General features: G+C 60.8%; 24 protein-coding genes and 1 pseudogene. 6 read left to right on the top strand and 19 right to left on the bottom strand.

Annotation, left to right across the window (positions count from 1 at the left end):
• The first annotated feature begins 13 nt into the window (after positions 1–13).
• Positions 14–1,861, top strand: a complete 1,848-nt coding sequence (gene lepA / locus FME68_RS02175) for a translation elongation factor 4 (RefSeq protein WP_070754968.1) — start codon at positions 14–16, stop codon at positions 1,859–1,861.
• A gap of 6 nt (positions 1,862–1,867) precedes the next feature.
• Here lepA and FME68_RS02170 read toward each other — a convergent pair whose 3' ends face one another.
• From FME68_RS02170 to FME68_RS02155, 4 genes are all read right to left on the bottom strand, one after another.
• Entirely contained in the window at positions 1,868–3,508 is a 1,641-nt protein-coding gene (locus FME68_RS02170; protein ID WP_158395746.1) for an ATP-binding cassette domain-containing protein, read from the bottom strand.
• Positions 3,509–3,557: 49 nt separating this feature from the next.
• Complete coding sequence (locus FME68_RS02165; protein ID WP_144013482.1) at positions 3,558–4,496, bottom strand: YcaO-like family protein; 939 nt, start codon at positions 4,494–4,496, stop codon at positions 3,558–3,560.
• Positions 4,493–5,134, bottom strand: a complete 642-nt coding sequence (locus tag FME68_RS02160; protein ID WP_144013481.1) for a nitroreductase family protein — start codon at positions 5,132–5,134, stop codon at positions 4,493–4,495. Before FME68_RS02160 ends, FME68_RS02165 begins: the two co-directional genes overlap by 4 nt.
• A 166-nt stretch (positions 5,135–5,300) precedes the next feature.
• The gene (locus FME68_RS02155; protein WP_144013480.1) at positions 5,301–6,032 is read right to left on the bottom strand and encodes a hypothetical protein; all 732 of its coding nucleotides are present in this window, start codon (positions 6,030–6,032) and stop codon (positions 5,301–5,303) included.
• Positions 6,033–6,545: 513 nt separating this feature from the next.
• Between FME68_RS02155 and FME68_RS02150 the strand changes: the two are divergent.
• Positions 6,546–6,788: pseudogene (locus FME68_RS02150) on the top strand (IS256 family transposase); the annotation flags it as partial.
• 171 nt (positions 6,789–6,959) lie between these two features.
• Here the strand turns inward: FME68_RS02150 and FME68_RS02145 are convergent.
• Positions 6,960–7,166, bottom strand: coding sequence for a hypothetical protein (locus FME68_RS02145; RefSeq protein ID WP_144013479.1), 207 nt, complete (start codon positions 7,164–7,166; stop codon positions 6,960–6,962).
• A 10-nt stretch (positions 7,167–7,176) separates the two neighbouring features.
• Complete coding sequence (locus FME68_RS02140; RefSeq protein WP_158395744.1) at positions 7,177–8,256, bottom strand: alpha/beta hydrolase; 1,080 nt, start codon at positions 8,254–8,256, stop codon at positions 7,177–7,179.
• Positions 8,257–8,318: 62 nt separating this feature from the next.
• Here FME68_RS02140 and FME68_RS02135 point away from each other — a divergent pair, with 62 nt between their 5' ends.
• Positions 8,319–9,686, top strand: coding sequence for a M20 metallopeptidase family protein (locus FME68_RS02135; RefSeq protein WP_158395896.1), 1,368 nt, complete (start codon positions 8,319–8,321; stop codon positions 9,684–9,686).
• On the opposite strand, the gene FME68_RS02130 is transcribed toward FME68_RS02135, so the two are convergent.
• Genes FME68_RS02130 through FME68_RS02120 form a run of 3 tightly spaced genes read right to left on the bottom strand, consistent with a single transcriptional unit; the run spans position 9,622 to position 11,449 of the window.
• A complete protein-coding gene (locus FME68_RS02130; RefSeq protein WP_158395742.1) occupies positions 9,622–10,245 on the bottom strand; it encodes a PrsW family intramembrane metalloprotease in 624 nt (207 codons plus the stop codon). The genes FME68_RS02135 and FME68_RS02130 overlap by 65 nt on opposite strands.
• Complete coding sequence (locus FME68_RS02125; protein WP_158395740.1) at positions 10,242–10,664, bottom strand: hypothetical protein; 423 nt, start codon at positions 10,662–10,664, stop codon at positions 10,242–10,244. The genes FME68_RS02130 and FME68_RS02125 overlap by 4 nt, the downstream gene beginning before the upstream one ends.
• Positions 10,661–11,449 carry a PrsW family glutamic-type intramembrane protease gene (locus tag FME68_RS02120; protein WP_230308857.1) on the bottom strand — a complete coding sequence of 263 codons (789 nt, stop codon included), beginning with the start codon at positions 11,447–11,449 and terminating at the stop codon, positions 10,661–10,663. Before FME68_RS02120 ends, FME68_RS02125 begins: the two co-directional genes overlap by 4 nt.
• Positions 11,450–11,537: 88 nt before the next feature.
• Between FME68_RS02120 and FME68_RS02115 the strand changes: the two genes are divergently transcribed.
• Together FME68_RS02115 and FME68_RS02110 are read left to right on the top strand one after the other, a co-directional pair.
• Positions 11,538–12,719: a sensor histidine kinase gene (locus tag FME68_RS02115; protein WP_230308856.1), complete on the top strand. Its 1,182-nt coding sequence runs from the start codon at positions 11,538–11,540 to the stop codon at positions 12,717–12,719.
• A complete protein-coding gene (locus FME68_RS02110) occupies positions 12,719–13,366 on the top strand; it encodes a response regulator (RefSeq protein WP_158395735.1) in 648 nt (215 codons plus the stop codon). Before FME68_RS02115 ends, FME68_RS02110 begins: the two co-directional genes overlap by 1 nt.
• Here the strand turns inward: FME68_RS02110 and FME68_RS02105 are convergent.
• Together FME68_RS02105 and FME68_RS02100 are read right to left on the bottom strand one after the other, a co-directional pair.
• Complete coding sequence (locus FME68_RS02105) at positions 13,363–13,743, bottom strand: cell division FtsX domain-containing protein (RefSeq protein ID WP_230308855.1); 381 nt, start codon at positions 13,741–13,743, stop codon at positions 13,363–13,365. The two genes, FME68_RS02110 and FME68_RS02105, sit on opposite strands and share 4 nt — an antisense overlap.
• Complete coding sequence (locus FME68_RS02100) at positions 13,744–15,549, bottom strand: BCCT family transporter (protein WP_439329284.1); 1,806 nt, start codon at positions 15,547–15,549, stop codon at positions 13,744–13,746.
• 243 nt (positions 15,550–15,792) lie between these two features.
• Here FME68_RS02100 and thpR point away from each other — a divergent pair, with 243 nt between their 5' ends.
• Positions 15,793–16,284 carry an RNA 2',3'-cyclic phosphodiesterase gene (thpR, locus tag FME68_RS02095; protein ID WP_158395730.1) on the top strand — a complete coding sequence of 164 codons (492 nt, stop codon included), beginning with the start codon at positions 15,793–15,795 and terminating at the stop codon, positions 16,282–16,284.
• On the opposite strand, the gene FME68_RS02090 is transcribed toward thpR, so the two are convergent.
• Genes FME68_RS02090 through brnQ form a run of 8 tightly spaced genes read right to left on the bottom strand, consistent with a single transcriptional unit; the run spans position 16,259 to position 25,278 of the window.
• Entirely contained in the window at positions 16,259–17,896 is a 1,638-nt protein-coding gene (locus FME68_RS02090; RefSeq protein ID WP_158395728.1) for an FUSC family protein, read from the bottom strand. The two genes, thpR and FME68_RS02090, sit on opposite strands and share 26 nt — an antisense overlap.
• Positions 17,868–19,088 (bottom strand): ATP-binding cassette domain-containing protein, encoded by a 1,221-nt coding sequence (locus tag FME68_RS02085; RefSeq protein WP_158395726.1) that lies wholly within the window; start codon positions 19,086–19,088, stop codon positions 17,868–17,870. Before FME68_RS02085 ends, FME68_RS02090 begins: the two co-directional genes overlap by 29 nt.
• Positions 19,072–19,830, bottom strand: coding sequence for an ABC transporter permease (locus FME68_RS02080; protein ID WP_010190814.1), 759 nt, complete (start codon positions 19,828–19,830; stop codon positions 19,072–19,074). The genes FME68_RS02085 and FME68_RS02080 overlap by 17 nt, the downstream gene beginning before the upstream one ends.
• Complete coding sequence (locus tag FME68_RS02075) at positions 19,827–20,732, bottom strand: ABC transporter permease (RefSeq protein ID WP_158395724.1); 906 nt, start codon at positions 20,730–20,732, stop codon at positions 19,827–19,829. The genes FME68_RS02080 and FME68_RS02075 overlap by 4 nt, the downstream gene beginning before the upstream one ends.
• On the bottom strand, positions 20,729–22,147 hold the full coding sequence (locus FME68_RS02070; RefSeq protein WP_158395892.1) for an ABC transporter substrate-binding protein: 1,419 nt from the start codon (positions 22,145–22,147) through the stop codon (positions 20,729–20,731). Before FME68_RS02070 ends, FME68_RS02075 begins: the two co-directional genes overlap by 4 nt.
• Entirely contained in the window at positions 22,147–22,902 is a 756-nt protein-coding gene (locus FME68_RS02065) for a GntR family transcriptional regulator (protein ID WP_049154804.1), read from the bottom strand. Before FME68_RS02065 ends, FME68_RS02070 begins: the two co-directional genes overlap by 1 nt.
• A 51-nt stretch (positions 22,903–22,953) precedes the next feature.
• Entirely contained in the window at positions 22,954–23,934 is a 981-nt protein-coding gene (locus tag FME68_RS02060; RefSeq protein ID WP_158395722.1) for an LLM class flavin-dependent oxidoreductase, read from the bottom strand.
• Between the two features lie 3 nt (positions 23,935–23,937).
• Positions 23,938–25,278 carry a branched-chain amino acid transport system II carrier protein gene (brnQ, locus tag FME68_RS02055; RefSeq protein ID WP_158395720.1) on the bottom strand — a complete coding sequence of 447 codons (1,341 nt, stop codon included), beginning with the start codon at positions 25,276–25,278 and terminating at the stop codon, positions 23,938–23,940.
• Between the last annotated feature and the right edge of the window lie 2 nt (positions 25,279–25,280).

Here is a 25,280-nt window from a genome sequence, read left to right as displayed (position 1 = left end):
CTATTCTAAACACATGTCTACAAACTTCGCGGCCACTACGTTTACGGATCCGTCCAAGATCCGAAACTTTTGCATTATCGCCCACATCGACCACGGCAAGTCGACGCTGGCTGATCGCATCCTGCAGTTGTCGCAGGTGGTGGAGGAGCGTGATATGCGCGACCAATACCTCGACAACATGGATATCGAGCGCGAGCGCGGCATCACCATTAAGGCGCAGAACGTGCGCCTGCCCTGGATTCCTCGCTCCGGTGAGTTCGAGGGCCAGGAGATCGTCATGCAGATGATCGATACCCCCGGCCACGTGGACTTCACCTACGAGGTCTCCCGCGCGCTGGAGGCGTGTGAGGGCGCCATCCTGCTTGTCGACGCCGCCCAAGGCATCGAAGCCCAGACTTTGGCCAACCTCTACCTGGCCATGGAAAATGACTTGGAGATCATCCCGGTCCTCAACAAGATCGACCTGCCCGCGGCCGACCCGGAGAAATACGCCCTGGAGATTGCCCACATCATCGGCTGCGAGCCGGAGGAGGTGCTGCGCGTGTCCGGCAAGACCGGCGAGGGCGTGCCGGAGCTGCTGGATAAGGTGGCTGAGCTCATTCCGGCACCGACGTCCGAGTTCGGCGAGGATGCCCCGGCCCGTGCCATGGTCTTCGACTCCGTCTACGACACCTACCGCGGCGTGGTGACCTACATCCGCATGATGGACGGCAAGCTGACCCCGCGTCAGAAGGTCACCATGATGGCCACGGGTACCAACCACGAGCTGCTGGAGGTGGGCATCGTCAGCCCCACCATGCAGAAGTGCAAGGGTTTGGGCCCGGGTGAGGTGGGCTACCTGATTACCGGAGTGAAGAACGTGCGTGAGACCAAGGTCGGTGACACGATTACGTGGGCGTCGAATGGCGCTACTGAGCCGCTCAAGGGCTACGCCGACCCCAACCCCATGGTGTACTCCGGCTTGTTCCCGATCTCCCAGGCGGACTTCCCGGACCTGCGTGACGCGCTGGAGAAGCTGCAGCTTAACGACGCCTCCCTCACCTTCGAGCCCGAGACCTCCGTCGCCCTGGGCTTCGGCTTCCGCTGCGGATTCTTGGGCCTGCTGCACATGGAAATCACGCGCGACCGTCTGGAGCGCGAGTTTGGCTTGGACCTGATTTCGACTGCGCCTTCGGTGACCTACCGCGTGGTGGCAGAGGACGGCGAGGAGTCCATGGTGCACAACCCGTCGGACTGGCCCGGCGGCAAGCTGCGTGAGGTCTACGAGCCGATCGTGAAGATGACCATCATCGTGCCGGAGGAGTTCGTCGGTTCGACGATGGAGCTGTGCCAGTCCAAACGCGGCCAGATGGGTGGCATGGACTACCTGTCTGAGGACCGCGTGGAGCTGCGCTACACCATGCCCTTGGGTGAAATCATCTTCGACTTCTTCGACATGTTGAAGTCCCGCACCAAGGGCTACGCTTCCCTCAACTACGAGGAGGCCGGCGAGCAGCTGGCGGACTTGGTGAAGGTGGATATCCTCCTCAACGGTGACCCGGTGGATGCCTTCTCCGCCATCGTGCACCGCGATTCCGCGCAGTGGTACGGCAATAAGATGACGAAGAAGCTCAAGGAGCTCATCCCACGTCAGCAGTTCGAGGTGCCCGTCCAGGCGGCCATCGGCTCGAAGATCATCGCGCGTGAGAACATCCGCGCGATGCGCAAGGACGTGCTGGCCAAGTGCTACGGCGGCGATATCTCCCGTAAGCGCAAGCTGCTGGAGAAGCAGAAGGCCGGTAAGAAGCGCATGAAGTCCATCGGCTCCGTGTCGGTGCCGCAGGAGGCCTTCGTGGCGGCGCTGTCCACGGATAGCGATTAAGAGAAACTAAGCTTCACTGGGATGCTCTTTCGGTTGTGATAAAGGTGCTTCATTGGCATTGGTCAATTGAAGCACCGTATCGTCTTGACGAATAGGTGCGGAGGCATCGTGCGTTGAAACAATGACCGTTTTTTCGCGTGCAAGGTCTTCAATAATGCCCCACACCAACGCCCGTGAATTCTTGTCTAAGCTACTGGTTGGCTCATCGAGGACCACAATTGACCCGGGCTTAGCGATCAATGCTCGTGCCAAGGCGATTCTTTGTTTTTCCCCACCTGATGCCCCACCGTCTTCACCCGCTACATCGGAGTTCTTCTTGCAGCCCGTTGAAGAAAACTCGTGAAGTCCTACTGCTGTGAGTAATTCGTCAGCTTTGCACACGGCTATTGATCGGCCAAAAACAACGTTGTCTATGGCGTTGGCGTTTAACAGGCTTGCGCTTTGAGGCGCATACGTTGAATTTTCCCCTATCTCACGAGAATCTTGTTGCAAGGGTAACGAATATTCATTTAGATTTAGGAACCCTTCCAAAACCGTCGTTTTCCCTGAGCCGCTTGGACCAAGAACCCAGATTGGTCTTTGCTCATTTCGCTGGTGTGCCGAAGCTGCCATGTCAGACAAACGCAGTATTTGTTCATTCCACAAATCCACGTTTTGGCTTGTTGTAGAGACGATTTCCATTGGGCGAATTTTTTCGCTTGCTTCACTCGCATGGGAAACTGAAACAGCGAGTGCGGACACTCCAAACCCGACGGATTGAAGAGGCGTAATGGCTGCAATGGCGATTCCTGTAGACGAGATAATTGATCCGATTGCCTGCGCATCTCCATTACTGGTTCGAAGGATAATGGCTATAATGAGAACACAAATCGTTATTGCTAAAACGATTCCTTGGGCAACGTACAGCCGCCGCGTCATGGTATATGAATAGACTCCAGCGCGTTCTACAGTGCTTCGATCCTTTCTATAGCGAGATTCCAAAAATGCTTGGGTAGAAAATACTGTCGCTTCTTTCCAGAGGGACAAAGAATTCCCTAGGACGCCGAAACTGCGCATGCTCTCTTTGAAAAACTTTGTCTGGGCGTTCTGGTGTCTTTGGATTAGCCGATAGCTGACCGCACAATAGATCGCAATGGCTGCTGTGAGGATGATTCCTTCCAACCAAGTGCTGGCAACAATGACTAGGAAAATGCCGGAGGCTAGAGAAATGGTTGCCGGCAATATAGACAGGTAAATGCTGGATAATGTGTCACGATATGCGGAAGCCTCGCTATCAATGGCAAATGAAATCTCGCCATTATCAGCATGCGAACGTGCGCTAGGGCTGGCATCGATGCTATCGGTGAGAGACCTAGCCATCCGCTCTGACTGCAGCTTTTGCTCAATCGTTCCATACGTTGGAAACAATATGTATCTTGAGGATGTTCCTAAAAACCAAATCAGCGAATAGAGTATAGAAAGCTGTAGGCCAATTGTAATGAAGTCCTCTCTGTTTGAACTATTAAGGAGAGAGCTGACTCCACTGCCGAGAATATACGGGGCAATGACGGTACAAATTGACGAGATTACAATGGAGACGAGGACTAAAAAGTTGTTCCAAGGCGATAGTTTCCAAGATTGTGTAATAACTTGTCGTATAAATTGCATTTGGAATCCATCTTTAAATGGCTCGTGTTAATCGTGATGTCATATGAGTCTATCCGAAGGGGACTGGACCGGCTCTGAATTCGTTTCCGAGGTAGGTGCTTAGAGTTTTTAATGCATCAGGTCTATCGTCCTGCAGTCCCGAGGGCCAGTCGTTGCTTAGAAGCCGGGCTATGTACCAAAGCGAACCGTCATAGGAAAGACTATCTACTAGCATTAGTGGCGGGTTTGCTGTATTTGCTAGCAGCTCTAAAGCGCTATTAGGTGTTCGTCGTAGCTGTGAAGGAATTGTAATCCGCAGAGGGTTTGAATTACGCCATTCTTCGGATGTGTTTGGTTTATTTGCCTTGAGATACTCGTCTTGTATGCGGTCCATTAAAGGGCGTCCCGTCGATCTTCTAAACAAGTTGTCTTGCATAGATAGAATTGCTTGGCGACATTCTCTCAGAGCCTTCTCCGCAGTGCTTCGAAGATGGAACCCCGAAGCAGCTCCGGCAGAGTACTGAGTGCTTTTCGCAGGCGAGCTAAATAACGCTAGGCAAACGTATACGCCTTCAAATATCGATATTTCATAAATCCGCCAGGTTTCTGAAGGGTGGTCATTTTCAACTGGATTGTTCATGGATAGTTCTACTCCATGGGTTGAGAATCTCCAGTGGGCAATTAACGATTGCCTTTCGATGAATTCGAGACATGCAGATTCAATGGCTTTTTCAAGGCTGCGATGTATTGCTGTTCCGGATGAGTCTGTTACATTCTGCGCTTCCTCTGAAATCACCAGTTTATCATCGTTGAAATAGTTCGAAAGACTGTAGATTTTCGCGTGATCGCTTGGCCCCCGTTTCTGCCAGAATCGTTCGAGTGCTTCTGCCGTAGCACGTAGCTCGCTCTGTGGCTCCCCGAATCCGATTCCTGATGCTAGATTTGCGATGTCTGCAATAGCGATGGATTCGTCCGAGAGGGGTGAATACCGGAATTTTAGGCCTTTCATGAGTCTTCCTTAGCGAGGAGTTGGAGTTGCTCAATCCAGATATCATCAGGATTTAATCCCCATAGGTTTGCTATTGAAAGCTCGTCAAAATACCCATATGGTCTGGTAGAGAAGTTCATAGAACCAGCGTTCCTGGTTACTTCTTGGATCATTTCTCCCATCTCAATGAGTGAGAACTTGTAACCGCGAAGTCGATATTTTGCTATGGAGATTTCGGGAATTATTCCGAATCCCAGTACTAGGTCGACCTGCTCTAGAGCTACCGGTCCATCACATCCAACGTAGTTAAATATTTCTGTAAATGGGATTGGTCCTAGGTTCTCCAAGCGGCGAGCTAATGGTAGTAGGTGAAAGCGTTCCCATTGTCCTCCCCGCCTGGCGAGTATGAATACCTGTACTGGGTATAAACTACCGGCACTGGCATATGGACGGCTCATCTCCGGGGAAGTCAGGGGCTTTAGGAAACTATTGTTTAAAAGAGCATGAAGGTCACTTTGCTCCAGCGAGCGAGCTTCAATATTGATATGTCGGTCTGCGTTAGTGAGACTTGGTTGGCGAGAGTGGGTGTCTTTTGTGGGGGGATCAATTGGTTGGGAATTATCAAGATCCAGTGTGTAGTCAAACTCACCAAGCCGCATGATCCAAGGATTAGCGGAGGCCGCGCTTAGAGGTGAAATTGCGAATCCACTGTCAATTGGAAGTGCATTTCCTGCGCATAGTTGGCTTCGTACAGTCCTAAGGGTAGTGAGGTCGGTGGCCGGTATAGAGCGTCGAATCTGCAACCTTGTAGCGTCATTGCTGTATCTATTTTCCATAGAACCTCTCATGATTACACTTTGGATCCGTGGGGAGGACAGCGGTGTCTATTAGCCCATTAGTTAGATCTTGGAACTCAGCGTATCGAAGGGTATCTGCTGCGTGAGGATCATTATTCTTGATTGCCAGGCCAAGTGTTATTGCATCTGTAATTGCACCGAGTATGTTTAATGTTTGGATTGTCTCTAGCTCTTTAGAGCTACCTTTATGGGGATCGTTCTTGGCTGAAGTTAATGCTTTCTTAATGGTAGCCTCTGCCTTTGGTTCACTACTTCTTTCTATTGCAATGGAACATAGTGGACACGGGCGCCCGCTCCGAAACCAATTGATACTACTTCTAAAGCGTTTGAGTGGGTCGAAGGAATAAGTTACATTAGGACGATTTTTGTCGCGCCCCGTGAGCTGGTGGGGATTACCTTTCTCGTAAATCAGAAAATCTACGACTTTTCCCCTGTCTTTGCTTTGAGGCCACTGCATGCTAGGAGAGTAAAGTGATATAAAACTCGAGATATTTGGAACATCGGGCAGTTTGTTCCCGATGTATACAAGATTCACTTCTACCGTGCTTTTTAGTATGTCTTTGTGAGAGCTCCTGAGCGCTTCGAGGCTTTGTTCATAGTGTAAAGCTTGGTCTTTTTCAACTCGGTTGATAGAGAATTGGGAGATAATATATTGCCGGGTGGGGCCTTGGAGAAGTTCAAAGGGTGTGGATAAAAGCATGTCGCTCTTTTGGATGTTCGAAAACGGGACGGCGGTCGGAAATACGGGAAAGTAAGTCCGACTGCCTGAAGATTCCATGTCTAATTAGGCGAGGAGCCTTTCGAGCTCTTTGTCAACAGTTGGTGTGGGGGCTGACGAGGTTGAGGGCAGGCCCGGGGAATTGGAACCTGTGCAAGAGGCGCAATTTCCTGGAGACTGGGAGAGTGCAGGGGATTCAGTAGTGGTGTCAGCTTTTGAGCAAACTTCGACAAGGTCTATGGTGAGCATTAAAAATTCCTTCCAATGTGAGGTAGATGACAAGCGTGCAAGTGTGTTGACCATAACTCATTAGTTGTTGATTGTCTACCCCCTAGTTTTGGACAGGTAGGAACTAAACCCAGGACGCTTCAAACAGCCCCCGAAGGCTGCTATCCTTCGAGGACTGTTCTCGGGCCTTACGGCCCGAAGTGATCAACGATGGTGTGAACCACTTGGCCACTTCGGTCGAGAGCTTTACAACTCCCGCCACCAGACAATGCTGAGCTGCGCAAAGCTACCCGAAACCGGGGCCAGTTCCCGAACGATACAGCAGCACTGATGACGCTTTGGCTGATGATTTGCAACATCGAAGACAATCGCGCTGCCAAACGCGCGAAGCAAGCCAAGCGCGCCGTTGAGTGCAACGGGTATGCTGAAGGAGCGAAGGCCAATAGCTGGAAACAAGCCATCAACCAACTAGCTGTGGCATACCCAGACCGATTCGCGGACTACCTGTAAACCAACCCCCCGCATACAAACTATCGGACGCTCTCGATAAACCCAACCCCACGCAGACAACTTGACACGCTCGTGCGATCACCGAATTGCCGTGGCGGAAGTAGGTTTCTAATACCCCCATGGCCACAGAGACTAAAACAGGTGCAGCACCCCCGCAACCGGAACGCAGAATTATTCGGCGTTAAAGGAATAGCTCCCAGTCAGCTCGTTGTGGATGACGACGCTATAGTCCTGGCCGTTGGCATTGGCGCCGTCGATAAGCGCGTGGAGCTCCTGTGCGTTGTAATGGCGGCTTAAACCGACGTAGAACACTGCGAGGAGGATAAGCCCTCCCACAAGAATGGCTGCTGGGGTGAAAGCGCTGCGGAAGTGGGGCATGCCGTCGACGTTAGTAGAGCGCTGGTTTAATCGCATCCCACGCCGGCTGCAATTGCTTGCCAAACATCACCCAGTCGTGGGTGCCTTCGGTGAGGTAGTCGGTGGTGTGGGGGATGGAGGCGTCGGAAAGCGCGGCGGAAAACTCCTCCGTACAGCGACGCGATCCGGCCTCCAAAAGGGTGCCCCCAATGCGGTCATTGACGGACTTTCCGGGATAAGCCGCCAGCTCCTCGTCTGTCCACGCGCCCGAGGCCGCGGCGAGGTACAGCGCCGTGCCGCGCAGCCCCTCTGGGTGGGACATGACGTCATTGCGCAGCCAATCCTCCGAACCGCGCGGGCCCCACATGTTCGTTGGGTCGCCGCCCTTGGTGCGCACCGTCAAGTCCACTGTGCCCTGGCCCACCTGGCTGGTGGTGGAATAGCAGCCGGAAATTCCCGCCACGCCATTAAAGAAACCCGGGTTGTTGTTCGCCATCATCACCGCGCCCGACGCTCCCATGGACAATCCAATGAGCCCGCGCTTGCCGTTGTGGTTGAGCTCCGCCTCCACCAGCGGCGCGAGTTCGGTGGTGACAAAAGTTTCCCACTTGTGGCGCCCCAACTTCGGGTCATCTTCTCGCCAGTCGGTCCACATGGAACCTGCGCCTTGCGACGGAATCACCACGCTCGCATCCGTATCCCCAAACACGCGCCGTACATGGCCTTTGGTGATCCAGTTCGAGGTCTCCGGGGAATCTACGCCCTCGAGAAAGTACACAACGGGCCCGCCGTTGCCCACGACGACGTCGACGGGAATGTCGCGCCCCATCGACGGCGAGGAGATGATCCACTTCTCGCGGCCAGGTTCGTCGGTGGCGCGCCGCTCCACGAGGGAGACCTCGTCGATTTCTTTAATCGGGTACGGGTACTCTTCCTGCTCCGTAGACCATGCGTCGGTGAGTAGGTGGGAGGAGGTGCCCAAGCCATCAATGACGTTGAACATGGTGTCCACGGCCCACTGCGATGAGGCCTCGTCGCGGCTCGACAGTTGGTAGGAGGAGCCGGGCGTGAACATCAGGGAGCTGGCCACCAGCGCGGAGAAGAGCTTCATAAACGGCCACCTTAATACAGATTCCGGTATGCTCGGCGCACATGCTCGGAAAGGATGACACCATGAAGATGGCCCCGCGCCACCGTCAGCAATTGCCACCGCTTCCGATGGTCTCGGCCAAGCTCGGGGAGCGGTTGGCCAGCCAGGTGTTCGTGGAGGAAGGCCGGGAGCTGCTTCCGGAGTTGCAGGAGTTCCGCCGCGATATGCACCAGAACCCGGAGGTGGGGCTGCACCTGCCGCGCACGCAGGAGAAGGTGCTCGAAGCCCTTAAAGGCCTACCGCTGGAGATTCATCTGGGCCGTGACCTCAGCTCGGTCGTCGCGGTGCTGCGCGGCGGCAAGCGCGGCGAGCGCCCGGTGTCGGTGCTGCTGCGCGCGGACATGGACGCCCTTCCCGTGCGTGAGCAAACGGGCAGCCCGTTTGCCTCGACGAATAACAACATGCACGCCTGTGGCCACGACCTGCACACGGCGGGGCTGATCGGCGCGGTGAAGATGCTGTGCCGTCACCGCGAGGAGTTGTTGGGCGATGTCATCTTCATGTTCCAGCCGGGTGAGGAAGGCCCGGGCGGTGCGCAGCCGATGATCGATGAGGGCGTGCTCGACGCCGCCGGCCGCCGCCCCATCGCCGCCTACGGTCTGCACGTCGGCCCGCAGGATAAGGGCACCTTCCACCACATCGCGGGCCCGATGATGGCCTCGTCGTCCAACCTGGGGATCACCGTCTACGGCAAGGGCGGACATGGCTCGCGCCCGCACGATGCGATCGATCCGGTTGTGGCCCTCGCGGAGATCCAGGTGGCGCTGCAGGTGGCGCTGACCCGGCGCTTCGACGCGAACTCGCCGATTGTCATCACGGTGACCAACCTGCGCGCAGGCGACGGTGCGGTCAACGTCATCCCGGACAAGGCGGAGTTGGGTGCGACGGTGCGAGTGCTTCGCGACGAACACATCGACGCCGTCCGCCAAATGATCATCGAGGTCTCGAGCTCCGTGGCGGCCTCGCACCGCTGCACCGCGAAGGTGGACTTTGAGGTCCTGTACTCGGCCACCAAGACCTCACCGCGCGAGGACCAGTTCGCGGCGTCGTTGTGGGCGGGGATGTTCGGTGCGGAAAACGTGCTGACCATGGACACCCCGATGATGGCCTCGGAAGACTTCGGCGCAGTGTTATCCCAGGTTCCGGGCACCTTCATGTGGTTCGGTACGGGGGATCCGCACACCCCGGAGCACATGCGCGAGTGGAACCACTCGCCGCTGGTGCGCTTTGATGATTCGGTTCTGGGAGACCAAGCCGCGGCCCTAGCGGCGGTGGCTTTTGAGCGCCTCGCTGCCGAGGACGCGCACCCCTCGCCGGCCACGAAGGCTATGCGTGCGCCGGTACAGGGGACGGGGTCGGATGCGCAGCCGCCTTCTTCCGCAGCGCAATAGTGCCCCAGATGGTGGCTACCCACACGGCTAGCACGACGACCAAGCCGGCGAGGAGGGGCCAGATGGCGTCGTCGAGCGCAGTGCTTAACGACGGGAAGAGGTTCTTCGTGGCGTGCACCGCGATGGCGATAATGAGCCAGCGCACCGGCTGTTTCTGGGATAGGCCATAGGCACTAAGACCAGTGAACAGCGAGTGGGAGAGCGGGTTGGACGCCAGGCGGATGACGAAGGTGCAGATAAGCAGCACGCCGAGGAACTTCAGCACTTCCTCGATGAGCGGCGCATACCCCGCAGCGCCCAGCCAGTCTAGGCCCGCGCGGGTGAGGAGGTGGGACATGTTCGTGTTGAGTTCCACCGCGAGCCCGGAAACCGCGAACCCCCACACCACGCCGTGCGCAATTCCCGGCCGGCGGCGCAGGAAGAACAGCGCGAGGGGGACGAGTACGGCGGCGAAGACCACGGCGGCCAGAGCACTTGCGGGCAGGAAGGACTCGCCCGCGTAGTGGAAGGCGGTGACAGCCAGCGCGCCGAGGGTCAGCAGGTAGTACAGGTACTTCAAGCTTCCTCCTTTTGAACACGGTCGGCGAAGTCACTTGCCTTCGGTCCGTAGATGTGGAGGAAGGAGATGGTGTTGTTGTGCCGCTGAGACAGCGTGATGCCGTCGCCGTCCTCGACGCGGTAGAGCTCGGCAGCCTGGGTGGTGATGGGGGCGTCGGTCAGCGTGCTGGTCCCGTTGAAGGAGCGGTGTTGGCGCGGCAGGTAGGTTTCGACCTCGTGGGAGGAGCTGCCTTCCTCAGAAATGATGGTCGCGCTCCCGCAGTTCCAGGTCTGCGAGGAGGCGTACGGATCCTCCGGGCACTCCAGTCCCGGGATGCCGCGCACGGGGGTGGTGTCGGGAGTGGGGTCGGGGAGGAGGGCGTCGGCAAGCGGTACTGCGGCGAGGACGCCGATGCAGGAATAAATCAGTGTGTTTCTCATGCTTTCGACCCTAAGAGCTGCGGTTTGACCCCGGTATCCTCCGCAGGGAGGATTTTGCGGAGTTTCACAATACTGACAATCGTGGCGACCCACAGGCCGATGAGGATGAGGAAGGTGGGGAAGATGGGCCAGAAGGCGTCCTCAAACGCGGTAGAGATAGACGGGCCGAAATTGGCCGTGAAGTGCACCGCCATGGCGATGAGCAACCAACGCACCGGTTGCCGGTGGGAGAGCCCGTAAGCCGCGATTGCGGTGAAGAAGGAATGCATGAGCGGATTCGCGATGAAGCGGACAAGCACCGCCAGCAGCGTTCCCCTGATATCAGAATCGAGGTTCTCCAGCGTCATGTTGACGTAGTAGATGGCGTTCTCGGTCACGCTAAAGCCCATGCCTACAGCCACACCGACGAAGACGTAATCCGCCCAGTGGCGGGGCCGGATGACGCAGGTGCAAATGAAGATGACGCCGAGGAATTTGAGGACCTCCTCGGTGAGTGGGGCGATGCCAGCGAAGACCAGCCAGTCCGGGACCGTACGGATGAGGAGGTGGTTCATGTTCTCGTTGAGCTGACCGGCGACTCTGGTGACTGCGATGCCCCACACCACCCCGTGCGCAATGCCCGGGTGCTTGCGCAGAATCAGCAGCGTGAGACCAAGTGCCACGGCCGCGTACAACACTGCGGTGAGCGCGCTGGTAGTGACGAAAGGACCTTGGGAGAAATCATAAACGGCGAACACCAGCCCGGCGGCGGTAAGCAGTTCATATAAAGTCTGTGTTCTTCTCATGCGGTTTAGGTTATGAACCGCGCCCGGGGTGCCGGTATCCTCCGCAGGGAGGATTTCCATACCCTGGGGGAGAGTTATCGTGTCAACCATGACGAGAAAGACGCGACCACTATGGATCACGGTCCTGCTTATTATGCTCTGCGCGATAGCGGATTCGGCTTCGTGGATCCTCCAACTCGAGAATTATGACGGGTCGGACGAGCAAGCCATGGTTTCCGGCGTCATGGCTCTGCTCAACATTGCCACGTGGCTTCTGCTGCCCTTCGCCCTGCACCACTCACGGCGGGAACGCAACATTCACGAGGAGTACCCGGGCCACCCGGTGGCGCTGATTGTGGCGCTGCTCGTCCTAGCGGTGGGCGGGTTTAGCCCGTTGTCGCTCTCAGTGCTGGTGGTGCTGACCTCGCTCATCTCACGCGGTAGCCTGCGGTGGTCCCTGGCGGGAACGGTGATACTGGTGGCCTCATATGTAATCGTCATGGCGGTGCCTGAACTGCAGGTAAATTACTTGTCAGTTTTCGGTTACGGGTTCTTTGGAACCATCGTGCTCATCGTTGCCTGGATTACGGGCTCGGTGCGCGCGCAGCGCCGCCAGCGCGAGGTCACGCTGGTGAGCTTGGCGGAGCTTAATGAGGACCAGCTGCGCTCGCGCGAGGAGCGGGCGCGTCTGGAGGAACGCAACCGCATTGCCCGCGATATCCACGATTCCCTCTCGCATCGGCTCAGCCTTATTTCCGTGTACGCGGGTGGCCTGAGCTACCGCAAGGATGCGGACCCAGAGCACATCGCCGAGGCGGCAGACACCATCCAGTCGGAGGCCAAGGCCGCTGTGGAGGATCTGCGCGGGGTGATCAAGGCGCTGCGCGTGGACGATCGGGTGGATCCGCGCGCGAGCATCGAAGAACACATCGAGCGCGCACGGGCGACGGGGACGAAGGTGCGGTATGAGAAAGGGGACGCGCATGAGAGCATCGATAGGCTTAGCACGATGGCAGCTCACACGCTGGGCCGCGCCGTGCAGGAGGGGCTGACCAACGCGCGCAAGTACGCGCCGGGGCAGAAGGTAAGGCTCACCGTGGAGAACGAGGAGGATAAGGTGCGGGTGACCATGCAGAATAAGAAGGTGACGCACCAGCCGAAGTCCGGCGGCGGCAATGGCCTGTTGGGGCTGGAGGAACGCGCCCGGCTGGCGGGAGGCACCTTCACAGTGCTTGACGACGCCTCCACCTTCACCTGGGTCCTCGAACTACCGGAGGAGGCACGCGCATAATGATTTCAGTGGTGTTGGTCGATGATGAGCAGGCGCTGCGCCGCGGCATCCGTTTCATCCTGGAGGGAGCACCAGACATCGAGGTGGTGGCCGAGGCCAGCAATGGGCGCGACGGCGTGGCCCGCGTGCTGGACTTGCAACCGGATGTTGTCCTCATGGATATCCGCATGCCGGTCATGGACGGCATCGAGGCGGCCGGGCAACTGCGCGCGAGCGCGCCGGATATCCCGGTGGTCATGCTCACCGCCTTCGATACGGATGAGTTCATCGTGGATGCGCTGCACGCCGGTGCGATGGGCTTTCTGCTCAAGACCATCGAGCCGGAGGGCCTGGTCTCTGCGGTGCGCGCCGCGGCTACCGGGCAGCAGCTATTGAGCCCGAAGGCGCTGAAGAATTTGCTGGCGCTCAAGCGCCCCGAGCCCTCGCCCGCAGAACCAGAGGCGCTTGAGGCCCACCCGCTGGAGGGCTTAAGCCAGCGCGAGAACGAGGTGGCGGAGTTAGTGGCCCAGGGCCTAGACAACCAGGAGATTGCCGGGCAGCTCTACGTCTCCGTGACCACGGTGAAGACCCACATCAAGCACATCTTGGACAAACTGGGCGGCACCAACCGGGTGCACATCGCGATTGCGGTGTTGGAATCGCGCTAGCGCCGGCGGATAAACGCGGAGGCGAGGCCGAGCAGCGCGATGACGACCACGATGACGGAGGCCGCCGGCCAGTACTGGGGGTAGTACTTCACCGTGTAGCCAAAGACCTGGCTGTCGTTGAACTGTTGGGCTAGTGCGATGGGCATCCACCACAGCTTGGTCAGCGTCAGGATCGCGCCCAAGAGCCCGGCGATGATGCGGCCCGGCCTGCGCAGGAAGAAGCTGGCCGCCACGAGGAGAACACCAACAATCGTGAGCGCGAATAGCAGAGGCGTATCCACGGCGAGCGGCGAGCCATTGATGAGGAACTCGTGGTCCACTTCGTGCTGTTCGATAAGCGTGTAGCCGTCGAGGACGACATCGTCGGGGATGCCCACTTAGGTCTCTTTCTGTTCAGAGTTCGGGTCGTAGCCATCGGCCCAGGTATCGGTGTCGAAGTCGTAGTCTACATTCTCACCCTTTTCATCGGTGCGCTGGTACCAGTCCGTGTAGCGGTGCGCTGAGGAGTCGAAGTCGGAGCCGGCACCGCGGCCTTCGTCGGCGTGCTCGACGGTGAGCTCGAAGTCATCGCCGTGCTCCTCGATGCCGCGCACGACGGCATTTTCCACTGCGGCGCGCGCGTAGGCGCGGCGGATGAACATCGGGTCGGAGCGCAGGTCCTTGATGAAGGCCACCATCATGACGAGCAGCACGATGCAGAAAGGCAGCGCCGAGAGGATGGTGAGGTTCTGCAGGCCGGTGAGCACGTCCTCGCCGCCGGTCAGCAGCATGACGACTGCAATGCCCATCATGCACAGGCCCCAGAAGATGACGATGAATTTGTTGGGGGCGGGGTCGCCCTTGGAGGACATGGTTCCCATGATGACCGACGCCGAATCGGCCGAGGTGATGAAGAAGACCGCTAGGACCACGATCAGGATGAAGGGCGTGATGCTGCTCAGCGGCAGATTATCGAACATGGCGAAGAGCACCTGCTCGCCGGAGGCGGAGCCGTCAAAGTTGGGCAGCTCCTCGCGTTGGAAGGTGATAGCGGTGCCGCCGAAGATGGTGAAGGCCAGGATGAGGATGAGGGACGGGGCGAAGACGGTCACTGCCGTGAACTCGCGTAGCGTGCGGCCGCGGGAGATACGGGCCACGAACATGCCGACGAAAGGCGTCCACGCGATCCACCATGCCCAGTAGAAGGCGGTCCAGTAGGACTGGAACTCGATGGTTTCATCGCCCCAGGACAGGCCCTTGGCCATCATGGGCAAAAGCTGGTCGATGTAGGTGACGATGCCGGAGGGCACGAGGTTGAGCAAAAGCAAGGTCGGGCCGGTGAAGAAAACAAAGATGACCAGGCCGAGCGTGAGCGTGATGTTGAAGTTGGACAGGTAGCGCACGCCGCGGGAAACACCAGAGACCGCAGAGATGATGAACCCGCACCCCAGCACGGCGATGATCGCGATGAGCACGGCATTGGTCAACGGACCTGCGCCGCGGATGATGGACACTCCTTGGCCAATCTGGATGGCGGAGAGACCCAGCGTGGCGGCGGTGCCGAAGAGCGTGGCGACGAGGGCGAGGACGTCGATAAGCTTGCCCAGTGGACCGTCGGTATCGCGGGAGCCGAATAGCGGCTTGAAAATCGAGGACACCAGCGGAACGCGCCCGCGGCGGTAGGAGGAATAAGCGATGGCGCCGCCGACGAGGGCGTACGCCGCCCAGGGGGAGATTCCCCAGTGGTAGTGCGCCTGGGCCATGGATTGGTGGAGGGCTTCGACGGTGTTGCCATCGACGGTGTGGGGCGGCGGGGTGATGTAATGCGACAGCGGCTCCGAGGGGCCGTAGAAGAAGATGCCAACGCCGATGCCGGCGCCAAACATCATGGCGACCCAGCTGAACCAGCCGAACTCGGGCTCTTCGTCATCGGTACCGAGCTTGATGCGGCCCAGGCGGGAGCAACCGATGTAGAGCATGGTGGCAACGGCCATCATCATGGTGATGTTGAGCAGCCAGCCGGCGTTGGTGATGGCCCAGGAAAAGGCGGTGGAGGACGCCGCCGAGACGGATTCTGGCGAGCTAATGCCCCACACGATGAAGGCTACGACGAACGTAGCCGTGCTGAAGAAGGTGACCTTGTCCAGCGTGAAAGCGTTGCGTTGGTCTTCCACACCGATTCCGGGAACCAAGCCCGGGTGCATGTTGTGGGGATAGAGGCCAACGGGTGGACCGGTAGATTTTCGAGTGTTCACCTTTACCATTATCGCAGGTGCGCGAAATAACAGTGGTGTGAGCTAGGATGAAGGAACCTATTTCTGCGTCGATTGGAATGCCATGTCGCTGCCTAATTTTGATGAGAATGTCCGTGAGCTGGAGGAAGCCTTCGCTCTCTTCGAACTCGTGGAGGAACACGTACTCGATCCGAATCTGTTGCTGTCGGTGAAATGATTCGCCTTTTCAGCGCCCTCTTTCCCTCCGCAGAGGCCCCTGAGCACCTGGTGCGGGCCGTGCGCCCGCTCAAGGACAACGGGCTGCGGTGGACGGACCCGGATAACTGGCACATCACCCTCGACTTTTTCGGGGAACAGCCCAATGACGCAGTGGAGGTCCGCGAGGCGCTGCGCGGCATCGAAGCGGGGCCGCTCACGCTGAGCCTGAGCGGGGCTGGCTCTTTTGAGAAACAGGTGCTGTGGGCAGGCGTCAAAGGGCAGGTCAAACACCTCATGCTTGAGCCATCGCGCCCGCATCTCACGCTGGCCCGGGCAGGGAGGCGGACGCGGGATCCGTGGCTCATCCCGGATGCGGTGCACGCGCTGAGCGTCTACCGCGGACCCGAGTTCGAGGTCACGGAAATCAGCCTCGTCCAATCTTTCTTGGGAGAGGGGCGCGGCGGTGGGCCCCGCTATGAGGTCATTGACGCATTTCCGCTGCGGTGATCTTTTCAATGAGCGTGTCTAGCTCCGCGCGGCTGGGCTGCGTGAGCGGGTTGACCACGCAGAAGTCCAGCAGGAAGTAGCCGGCGGTTTGCAGGGCCGTGTGGCGCTCCCAGAACTGGCTGATATCGGAATGATTGGTCGCCAGCGACTGGATGCTGCGGCGTTCCGAGAGCAGCTCGTAGTGCAAGTCGCGGCGCTGTGCGAGCGCCTCTTCCGGGGTCTTAATCAACAGCGCGCCCAGCAGGGCGGCCATCGCCTCGAAGCAGCGCGTTTGCAGGCGGTAGTGGTTCGTCATCTGGGCCCGCGGCTTCCACAGCCACAAGCACAGCATCGCCACGACCACCGACAGCCCAATCTCCGCCATGCGCGAGCCAATAGTGTGGGCCATATGCTCCGAAGAGTTGCCCATCAGCAACGCCAGGGGAGTAGAGAAGATAACGCACAGCGCGTAGTTCTTCACCACCAGAATCTCCGCGCAGAACTGGCAGAAGGCCAGAGCGAGCACCAGCCCCCAGCCGTGCGGGCTGAAAGAGGCAATGAGCGCAAAGACGCACACGCCCAAGACCGAGCCCAGCATGCGCTGGATGCCGCGAATCGTTCCCGGCACCCGGTCTGGCCCCCATTGCAAGAGCAGGAGCACCGAGACCGCGCCCCAGTCCGGGCGGTTGAGCCCCAGCGCCAACCCAATGAATGCGGTGGCCAGGCCACCAAGCGCGATCTTCTCCGCGGTTACCACCGCATGGGAATTGCCCACCGCGGCGCGGTAGAAGCGGTAACGCATCGTCGGCTTGGTGTGCGGGATGGTGGTGCGGTCCGGGTCGACGTAGGTCGGGGAATCAGAGAGCTCATCCGAGTTGCCGCCCACCTGCTTGTGGTGCGCCACGATGCGCTGCTGCGCGGCCAGCGCGCGGTGTACTAGCTCCGCCTGGGCGGGGTGGCGGATGCGGCCGCCGCGGATGACACCGGCGTCGGCAAGCGCTTGCCAGGCGGTGGAAATGGCGGACTGCGCCTGGTGGTGGCGAGCCAGGAAATCGCTATCTGAGTTCACGAAGGCGTCGGCGGCCTTCTCCAGCGCGGCCACCGCGCGGGTCTCTGGGCCGTGCGGATCCCGGAAACGCGGCAGCATGCCCAGCACATAGCCGGCCGCTAAGCCAGCCAGGCTCCACGCGGCCACCTCCCACGGCGAGACCCCGCGCAGCATCGTGGAACCACCGGCCACCATCACGATGAAGAAGGAACCCGGCGGCGGCAGCCGCAGCGCATTCTGCACGAACGCGCCGATGGTTGCTAGCGCCACCGTAAACACCGCGGACAGCGCCAGGCCATGCACCCCGACGAGGGAGCCGGCCGTGGCCGCCAGCGTGAGTAACCCGCCGGCGGTCAGGATCACGCGGCGCCGGGTGCGGTAGGGGTGTCCCTCGCCGTAGATGACGGAGAAGGCGCCGGCGGAAATGAGCAGCACCGCATCCGGGTGGCCTGTTGCTACAGCGATCCCGCCGGGGATAATGATCGCCAACGCCGCGCGCAGGGCACCGGGCCAGCGGCGCGCGGAGGTGTTAAAGGCGGTAAAGAGCTGAAGTGCATTAGGGCGTTGCGGCAGTGGGTGTTCCATATCGGGAGAACACCTTACTCGTTTCGCCGCGATCCACGAGCCGGCCGTCCTGCAAGACCGCCACCGTGGGGCAAAAGTGGCGCACGACGTCAATGTCGTGGGAGACAAAAACCAGCGTCATGTCCTTCGTCACGCGCTGCAGCAACTCGAGGACCTGGGCTCGCGAGGTGGCGTCCAGTGCCGAGACGGCCTCATCCGCCAGCAGGATCTCCGGCTTGCCCACCACGGCGCGCGCCAGCGAAATACGTTGGCGCTGCCCGCCGGAGAAATCCCGGGGATAGCGCTCGAAGCCGTCGATGCCGACCTCCCGCAGCACCGCCTCGGCCTCTTCGCGCGTCCCGCCGCCTTCGGCCACGATCTTCCAGATGGGCATGCGCGGGTTGAGCGAGCCCTTGGGGTCCTGGAAGACCATGTGCACCCGCTTCTTCACCGCCACTGTCCCCGAGGTCGGCTGCGTAAGGCCCGTGAGCAGCTTGAGCAGCGTGGATTTGCCGGAGCCGGAACCGCCGACGATGCCGAGGCGCTCGCCCTCGCGGACGGTGAGGGAGACGTCGTCCAGCGCGGTGACCCCGCGGTAGGCCTTGGTCACGTTCTTAAGCTCGATGACGGGCTCGCCCAGGGTGGGCATGGGCGGCGGGGTGAGGTCGGGAGTGGTGAGCTCACCGATGCGCACGACGCGGTCGCACACGCGCTTGACGACGTCCTGGTCATGGCTAATAAACAGCAGCGCCGTGTCTTCGCTGTCCGCGGCATCGACGATGGTGGAGAGGATCTCCTCCTGGGTGAAGGGGTCCAGGGCGGTGGTCGGCTCATCGCAGATGAGCAGCTTGGGGCGGCGGGCCATGGCCATCTCGATGAGCGCGCGCTGGCGCTGTCCGCCGGAGAGCTGGTGCGGGAAGCGGTTGAAGCCGGGCACCTTCATCAGCGGGTCGAGTGCGGTCATGGGTTCTTGGAAGACCATGGCCAGCGGGAGCTTGCGCAGGTCGCGGTCGCGCATGCCCAGCAGCTCCTGGCCGTTGAAGTTAATGGAGCCGGTGGCCTGCAGATGATCAGGTAAAAGCCCCATGATGGCTAGGGCGGTCAGGGACTTGCCGCTGCCGGAATCGCCGATGAGGCCGACGCGCTCGCCGGGTGCGATGGAGAAGGAGAGGGGGCCGACGGGGCCCACGCGCAGATCAGTGACGGTCAGCATGGCTTCCTAGCAGGTTGAATCCGAGGACGGTGCCGGCAATTGCCAGCCCGGGCCACAGCGCCTGGAGGGGGTGGGTGGCGAGGAGGGGTTGGGCGTCGTGCAGCATGCGGCCCCAGGAGGCGGTCGGCGGGGCGGTACCCAGGCCGAGGTAGGAGAGGCCAGCCTCGGCGAGGACGGCCAGCGCAAAGTAGACGGAGGCCTGGATGGCCACGATGCCGCCGAGGTTGGGTAGGACGTGGCGCCACGCGATGAGCGCCGGCGGCACGCGCGAGATGCGGGCGGCGGCGATATAGTCCTGCGTCATGATTTGCAGCGTGCCTGAGCGCGTGACCCGGATAAAGGAGGGGATGCCGGCGATGCCGATGGCGATGGTCGCCGTGAGCGTCGACGAGCCCCACACCGCGCCGGCGACGATGGCCAGCAGGAGCGCGGGGAAGGCGAGCAGCAGGTCGGTGGCCGCCATGATGAAGCCACCACCGCGCATCCCGGCGATAATGCCCAGCGGTACCCCGATGAGGGCGGCGATGGCCACCGCCACCACGCCCACCAGCACGGTGATCTGGGCGCCGGCGAGGATGCGGGAGAAGGTGTCGCGCCCGAAGCGGTCGGTGCCCATGAGGTGCTCCAGGCTGGGGCCGGCCAGGCGGTCTGGGGAGATGAGGTTGGGGTCATAGGGCGTCCACACCAGGGAGACCAGGGCGAGCAGGATGGTCAGGCCCACCAGAATGTAGCCGGGTTTCATCGCGCCTCCTTGAGCCGTGGGTCGATGACCCGGTAGGCCAGGTCCGTGAGCAGGTTGACGGTCAGGGTGAAGGTCACGAAGACCATGATGAGGGTCTGGACGGTGGTGAGGTCGCGGGTGGAGACGGCGTCGAGAAGCAGAGAGCCCAAGCCGGGGATGACGAAGACGTTCTCGATGACCACCGCGCCCACCACCAGGGTGCTCAGCTGCACGCCGGTGACGGTGAGCACCGGCAGGGCGGCGTTGCGCAGGCCGTGGCGGATGAGCGCCCCGGTGCGGGATTCACCCAGGGAGCGGGCGGTGCGGATATAGTCCTTGTCCATTTCCTCGCGGAGGGTGCCGCGCACGTAGCGCGTGAGCATCGCGCCTTGCACCAGCGCCAGCGAGATGACGGGAAGCACGAGGTGGCTCAAACCCTCGCGAGGCAGCTGCCAGCCGTTGGCCGGCAGCCATCCCAGGTGCACGGAGAACACGGCGACGAGCAAAATACCGACCAGAAAACTCGGTACCGCAATGCCCAGCTGCGTGGCGGCATTGAGCACGGGGAAGCGAAAACGGGCGAGCAGGATGCCCATGGGGATAGCCCCGGCCAAGGCTAGAACGATGGCCAGCCCGATGAGCAGCAGCGTAACCTGCGCGCGGTCAATCACCAGCGGGGTGATGTCCTGCTGCGAGGACAGGGAAATTCCGAAGTTGCCGGTCAACAGCCCTTTCATCCACTCCAGGTACTGCACGAGAAGCGGCCGGTCTAAGCCCATGGAGTGAGTCAGCTTCTCCACGGCCTCATCCGTGGCGTTGACGCCCAAGGCCACGCGCGCCGGGTTTCCGGGCACGGCCCGCATGAGCAGGAAGATGATGATGGAGGCGGCCCACATGGTGCCGAGGAAGCGCAGGATTCTCATCGCACTCCTCGCAACTCGATGGCATCGGTGATTTGGTTGGGCTGCAGGCCAGTCAGGCCCTCGCGGTAGAGCACGATATTGGGCATGTTCATCAAGGTCAGGGCGGGCATATCTTCCATGATCTGGTCCACGGCCCCTGTCATGTCATCCTGCTCTAACAGCGTGCGGGCCTGCGGCGAATCATAGCCGAGGTAATAGTCCGGGGTGCCAAAGATGGTGGGGATATCGCGCGGTTCGACGTGCGCGACGAGCGACATCTGGTAGTCCTTGGCGCCCATGACTTGGCTCAGCCACACCGCGGGAAACTCCGCGGTTTCCAAACTGACTTCAAAGCCCATCTCTGTGAGCTGCGAGTAGAGGAACTCGGAGAGCGTTTGCGCATAGGGCAGGCTCGGCACGGTGAGCGTGAGCGGCGTGCCCACCGCCCCGGCCTCCTCCATCAGCGCGCGGGCGCGCGCAGGGTCGTAAGGGTAGTAGTCCTTCCCGCTAAACCAGGGGTCAGTCGGCGGGACGGGTGCGCCGCCCGTGTCCTGCGCGCGGCCCTCCCAGAGGATCTCGTTGGCGGCGTGGCGGTCGATTCCATAAGCCACGGCGCGGCGCACGCGGGGGTCGTCGAAAGGCGCTGCGTGGTTATTCATGGACAGCAGCACCTCGCCGTTCGTGGTGCCCACGGCGGTCTCGATGGAGTCACCTAGGGTGTCGAGCAGCTCGGGGTTTTGCACGCCCCACACTGCGTCGACCCCGCCGGAGCGCAGCGCGTTCACCGCGGTGAGGGAATCCGGGAAGTAGCGGATGGTGATGTCTTCTTCCGCTGGGGTGCCCCAGTAGTCGGGGCGGGCGCGCAGCGCGATGTACTCGTTGGGGGAGAAGCCCGCGACGGCGAAGGGGCCGGTGCCCACAGCGTCGGTGGGGGTTCGCATCGCGCCTATTGCGGTGCCCATGGACCATAGCCACCCGGCGGAAGGCCGCTTAAGGGTGACGAGCAGCGTGTGATCGTCGACAGCCGTGGCGGATTCCACCACGTCCATCTGCTTCTTGAGCCCGTTCGTCCACTCCGTTTTCACCGCGTTAATGGACCACGCGGCGGTGTGCGCGGTGAAAGCCTCGCCGTTGGAGAAGGAGGCCTCACGCAGGTGGAAGGTATAGCGCGTGGAGTCCACCTCCCAGGATTCGGCGAGCCCGGGGACAATCTCTCCCTCCGGGGAGATGCGCACCAGGGTCTCGTAGACGTTGCTCATGAGCGCTGCCGGGATGGCGGCGCCGCCGACGGTGGTGAAATCCAGGGAGGTCGCCGGCGTCGTGGTAGCCAGCGTCAGCGCGGAGGAATCCGAATCAACCACTGCCGTGGAGCCGGCAGAACACGCGCTTAACGACGCCCCCACGACCACCCCCAGCGCGCCTAGCCAAGTCTTCATCATCCTTCCGACAGCTTGACCTCGAGTGGGGACGTGGTGCCGCGCACGTTCGTCATGCCAAGCGTCATGCGGTCCCCGAGGTACAGGATTTCGGTGCACTCGACGGGATGCCCGGAGTGATCCGAGATGTCGAGGTGCAGGCGCCACAGCGGGGTGCCGGGGTCGATATTGAGGGAGCGCGCATCCTCCTCGCTGGCGTAGGCGAGGGAGAGCTCGCGGTTGACGCTGTCGAATTCCACGCCCTGCTTGCGAAGGTGATCGTGGATGGACTCATTGTCGGCATCGAAGTTAAGGATCTGGCCGCCCACGTCCAGTGGGAAGAACATGCGCTCGATGGCGATGGGCATGCCGTTGGCGCTGCGCACGCGGTGCACAAAGATGACGGGGGAGCCGGTGTCTACCCGCAGGAATTCGGCTTCCTGCTCGGAGGCGGGGCAGCGGCCCAGCCACAACGTGGACGCGCCGGGCTCGAAGCCGCGCTCGCGCAGCCAGTGCGTTACGGAATAAATCGAGTCGAAGGACTCCGAGGTAAAACGCCCGAGGACGACGGAGCGGCGGCCGCGGCCGGAGGAGATGAGGCCTTCCGAGCGCAGAGCCGCGACGGCTTGGCGCACCGGGCCGCGGGAGGAGGAGAATTGCTCGCAGAGCTCGGCCTCGCTGGGCAGGAAATCACCAGGGGAAAGCTTCTTGCTGCGAATGAGGGTGCGCAGATAATCAGCGATAATGCTGTGCTGCTGAGTACCGCGAAGGGCCACCGGGATCCTCCTCTATGTAAAACGCTGTGACGGGCAACGATGCGCGTACGCCTACAATTGCCACGCGCGCGCCAGGTTACTCATGTTACCCAACGCGGCCTTGTGGCTTGTGGATTGCAGGGAAATCATGAGTTCGTCCGCCTGCGCCAACTTCTGGAAGTCAGTGAGGTACTCGCGCACGTGCTCTACATTGCCAACGGCGGAGTACTGCAGCATGCTGATGATCTGCTGGCCCTGCGGGGAATCGATGATGCGGGCGACGTCGGCGTCGCTGAGCTGCTTGCCGCGGCTGACGAAGGCCTTCACGCGGCGGAAGCAGACCTTCTCGAATTCCTCTTCTGCGTCATCCCCCGCGGTGACGTTGACGCCGGCGATGACATAGGGCTCGGGGTGGGCTTCGGAAGGCTGGTAATTCTCGCGGTAATAGGCCGTGGCGGCTTCCAGGTGCTGCGGGGCGAAGTGCGAGGCGAAGGCATAAGGCAGCCCGAACTTGGCGGCCAGCGAGGCACCGAAGAGCGAGGAGCCCAGGATGTAAATCGGCACGTTCGTGCCGTGGCCGGGGATAGCCTGCACACCGGGGACGAGAGATTTGCCGGAAAGGTAGCCCTGCAACTCCTTGACGTCCTCGGGGAAGCGCTCGGCGGCGTTTCTATCGCGGCGCAGGGCGCGGCCCAAGGTCTTCATATCGGTGCCGGGTGCGCGGCCCAGGCCGAGGTCGATGCGGCCGGGGTAGAGCTCGGCGAGGGTGCCGAATTGTTCGGCGATGACATAGGGCGCGTGGTTCGGCAGCATGACGCCACCAGCACCGAGGCGAATGCGCTCGGTCTTCGCGCCGATGTGTGCGATGAGCACCGCCGGGGAGGAGGAAGAAATGGAGGGCATGTTGTGGTGCTCGGTGTACCACATGCGCTTAAACCCCAAAGCCTCCGCGCGTTGCGCCAGCTCGACCGACCTGGCCATGGACTGGGAGGGAGATTCCCCCGGGTAGATGGTGCAGAAATCGAGGACGGACAAAGCGGCGCGGGACGTCATGAGCTACTCACTTTTCTTCGACGAGGATGTAGATACAACGTCGATGATAACGCCGATGGCAAATGCGAGGAGCGTGGGAATTACCCAGCCCAGGCCAACGTCTTGGCCAGGGGAGAAGTTGAGCGGGGCGCCGAAGGAAGTGGCGGCGGACCACAGGACGGAGACCCACAGTGCCAAGCGGAAGCCCCAGTAGAAGGTGACCCACTTTTTGACCGCCGGCTGCAGAAGCGTCAGAGCGATCAACGAGATAGCCGGCGGGTACAAGAACACGATGAAGGGCACCGCGATGGCAAGCACCGTGTCCAGACCCTGGAAGGCGAAGGCGATGGACAGTGCGGTAAACAAGCAAGCCCAGAAGTGGTAGGTGGTCTTCGGTACCAGCATGGCGAAGAACTCCGAGGTGGCGGAAATCAGGCCCACGGCGGTGGTCATGCATGCCAGGATGACGATGGCGGAGAAGACGGCCTGGCCGACGTTGCCCATGGTGAGATTGGAGGCGTCGGCAAGCAAGGCGGCGCCGGAATCGTAGGAGGCACCGTTCGGCATGGTTTGGCCGATCCACGCCAGGCCCAGATAAATAGCGGCGAGCAGCGCGCCGGCGATGACGGTGGAAGTGATGGTTCCGCGCAGCAGCGCCCGGTCGGTGGAGAAGCCCTTGGAACGCAGCGAGGTCACGATGACGATGGAGAAAGCCAGGCCCGCGATGGCGTCCATGGTGTTGTAGCCCTCAAAGAGACCCGTGACGAAGGGCGCGGAAGCGTACTCCTCAGTCGGGGTGCCGGGAACGCGGGGATTCGCCACGGTAGCGAGGGTGATGAGGACGGCGAGCAGGATGACCAGTGCCGGGGTCAGGAACTTTCCCAGGGTGTCGATGATGTCATTCGGGCGCCAGGCCAGGGCCAAAGCGATGAGGAAGAAGACGACGTTGAAGGCACCGTTGGCAAAGGTGCCCTCCCACCCGAGCAGCGGGGTAATCGCAGTCTCCATGGAGACCGCGCCGGTTCGCGGCAGGGCGTAGAAGGCGCCGATGGCCAAGTAGGCGATGACGGAGAAGGCCACGCCGAAGATCTTGCCGCCGTGGTTTCCGATGTCTCGCACGGATTGACCGGAAATGGCCACCGCGATCACCGCCAAGACCGGCAGTGCCACGCCAGCGGCGAGGAAGCCCAAGGTGGCCGGCCAGAAGTTGGTGCCGGAGGAGACACCGACCTCCGGCGGGAAGATGAGGTTGCCCGCTCCGAAGAACATGGAGAAGAGCATGAGGGAGGCAACGATCACGATGCCGATGGGCGAGCTCGTCTTTGAAGCGGACTGGGCGGGGGCCTGAACGTCATTTATGGACATTT

It is taken from the genome of Corynebacterium hiratae (genome assembly GCF_009708045.1).
GTDB lineage: Bacteria > Actinomycetota > Actinomycetes > Mycobacteriales > Mycobacteriaceae > Corynebacterium > Corynebacterium hiratae.
Note: the sequence above shows the minus strand (reverse complement) of the source record. Positions and strands in the feature narration are given on the sequence as shown.

Coding starts and splice junctions, on each gene's coding strand:
- FME68_RS02090 (WP_158395728.1), bottom strand. CDS start 17,896: ATGGAACACCCACTGCCGCAACGCCCTAATGCACTTCAGCTCTTTACC.
- lepA (WP_070754968.1), top strand. CDS start 14: ATGTCTACAAACTTCGCGGCCACTACGTTTACGGATCCGTCCAAGATC.
- thpR (WP_158395730.1), top strand. CDS start 15,793: ATGATTCGCCTTTTCAGCGCCCTCTTTCCCTCCGCAGAGGCCCCTGAG.
- FME68_RS02140 (WP_158395744.1), bottom strand. CDS start 8,256: ATGAAGCTCTTCTCCGCGCTGGTGGCCAGCTCCCTGATGTTCACGCCC.
- FME68_RS02115 (WP_230308856.1), top strand. CDS start 11,538: ATGACGAGAAAGACGCGACCACTATGGATCACGGTCCTGCTTATTATG.
- brnQ (WP_158395720.1), bottom strand. CDS start 25,278: ATGTCCATAAATGACGTTCAGGCCCCCGCCCAGTCCGCTTCAAAGACG.
- FME68_RS02080 (WP_010190814.1), bottom strand. CDS start 19,830: ATGAAACCCGGCTACATTCTGGTGGGCCTGACCATCCTGCTCGCCCTG.
- FME68_RS02135 (WP_158395896.1), top strand. CDS start 8,319: ATGAAGATGGCCCCGCGCCACCGTCAGCAATTGCCACCGCTTCCGATG.
- FME68_RS02100 (WP_439329284.1), bottom strand. CDS start 15,549: ATGCACCCGGGCTTGGTTCCCGGAATCGGTGTGGAAGACCAACGCAAC.
- FME68_RS02085 (WP_158395726.1), bottom strand. CDS start 19,088: ATGCTGACCGTCACTGATCTGCGCGTGGGCCCCGTCGGCCCCCTCTCC.
- FME68_RS02145 (WP_144013479.1), bottom strand. CDS start 7,166: ATGCCCCACTTCCGCAGCGCTTTCACCCCAGCAGCCATTCTTGTGGGA.
- FME68_RS02155 (WP_144013480.1), bottom strand. CDS start 6,032: ATGCTTTTATCCACACCCTTTGAACTTCTCCAAGGCCCCACCCGGCAA.
- FME68_RS02160 (WP_144013481.1), bottom strand. CDS start 5,134: ATGCGGCTTGGTGAGTTTGACTACACACTGGATCTTGATAATTCCCAA.
- FME68_RS02125 (WP_158395740.1), bottom strand. CDS start 10,664: ATGAGAAACACACTGATTTATTCCTGCATCGGCGTCCTCGCCGCAGTA.
- FME68_RS02120 (WP_230308857.1), bottom strand. CDS start 11,449: ATGAGAAGAACACAGACTTTATATGAACTGCTTACCGCCGCCGGGCTG.
- FME68_RS02170 (WP_158395746.1), bottom strand. CDS start 3,508: ATGCAATTTATACGACAAGTTATTACACAATCTTGGAAACTATCGCCT.
- FME68_RS02165 (WP_144013482.1), bottom strand. CDS start 4,496: ATGAAAGGCCTAAAATTCCGGTATTCACCCCTCTCGGACGAATCCATC.
- FME68_RS02110 (WP_158395735.1), top strand. CDS start 12,719: ATGATTTCAGTGGTGTTGGTCGATGATGAGCAGGCGCTGCGCCGCGGC.
- FME68_RS02070 (WP_158395892.1), bottom strand. CDS start 22,147: ATGAAGACTTGGCTAGGCGCGCTGGGGGTGGTCGTGGGGGCGTCGTTA.
- FME68_RS02075 (WP_158395724.1), bottom strand. CDS start 20,732: ATGAGAATCCTGCGCTTCCTCGGCACCATGTGGGCCGCCTCCATCATC.
- FME68_RS02060 (WP_158395722.1), bottom strand. CDS start 23,934: ATGACGTCCCGCGCCGCTTTGTCCGTCCTCGATTTCTGCACCATCTAC.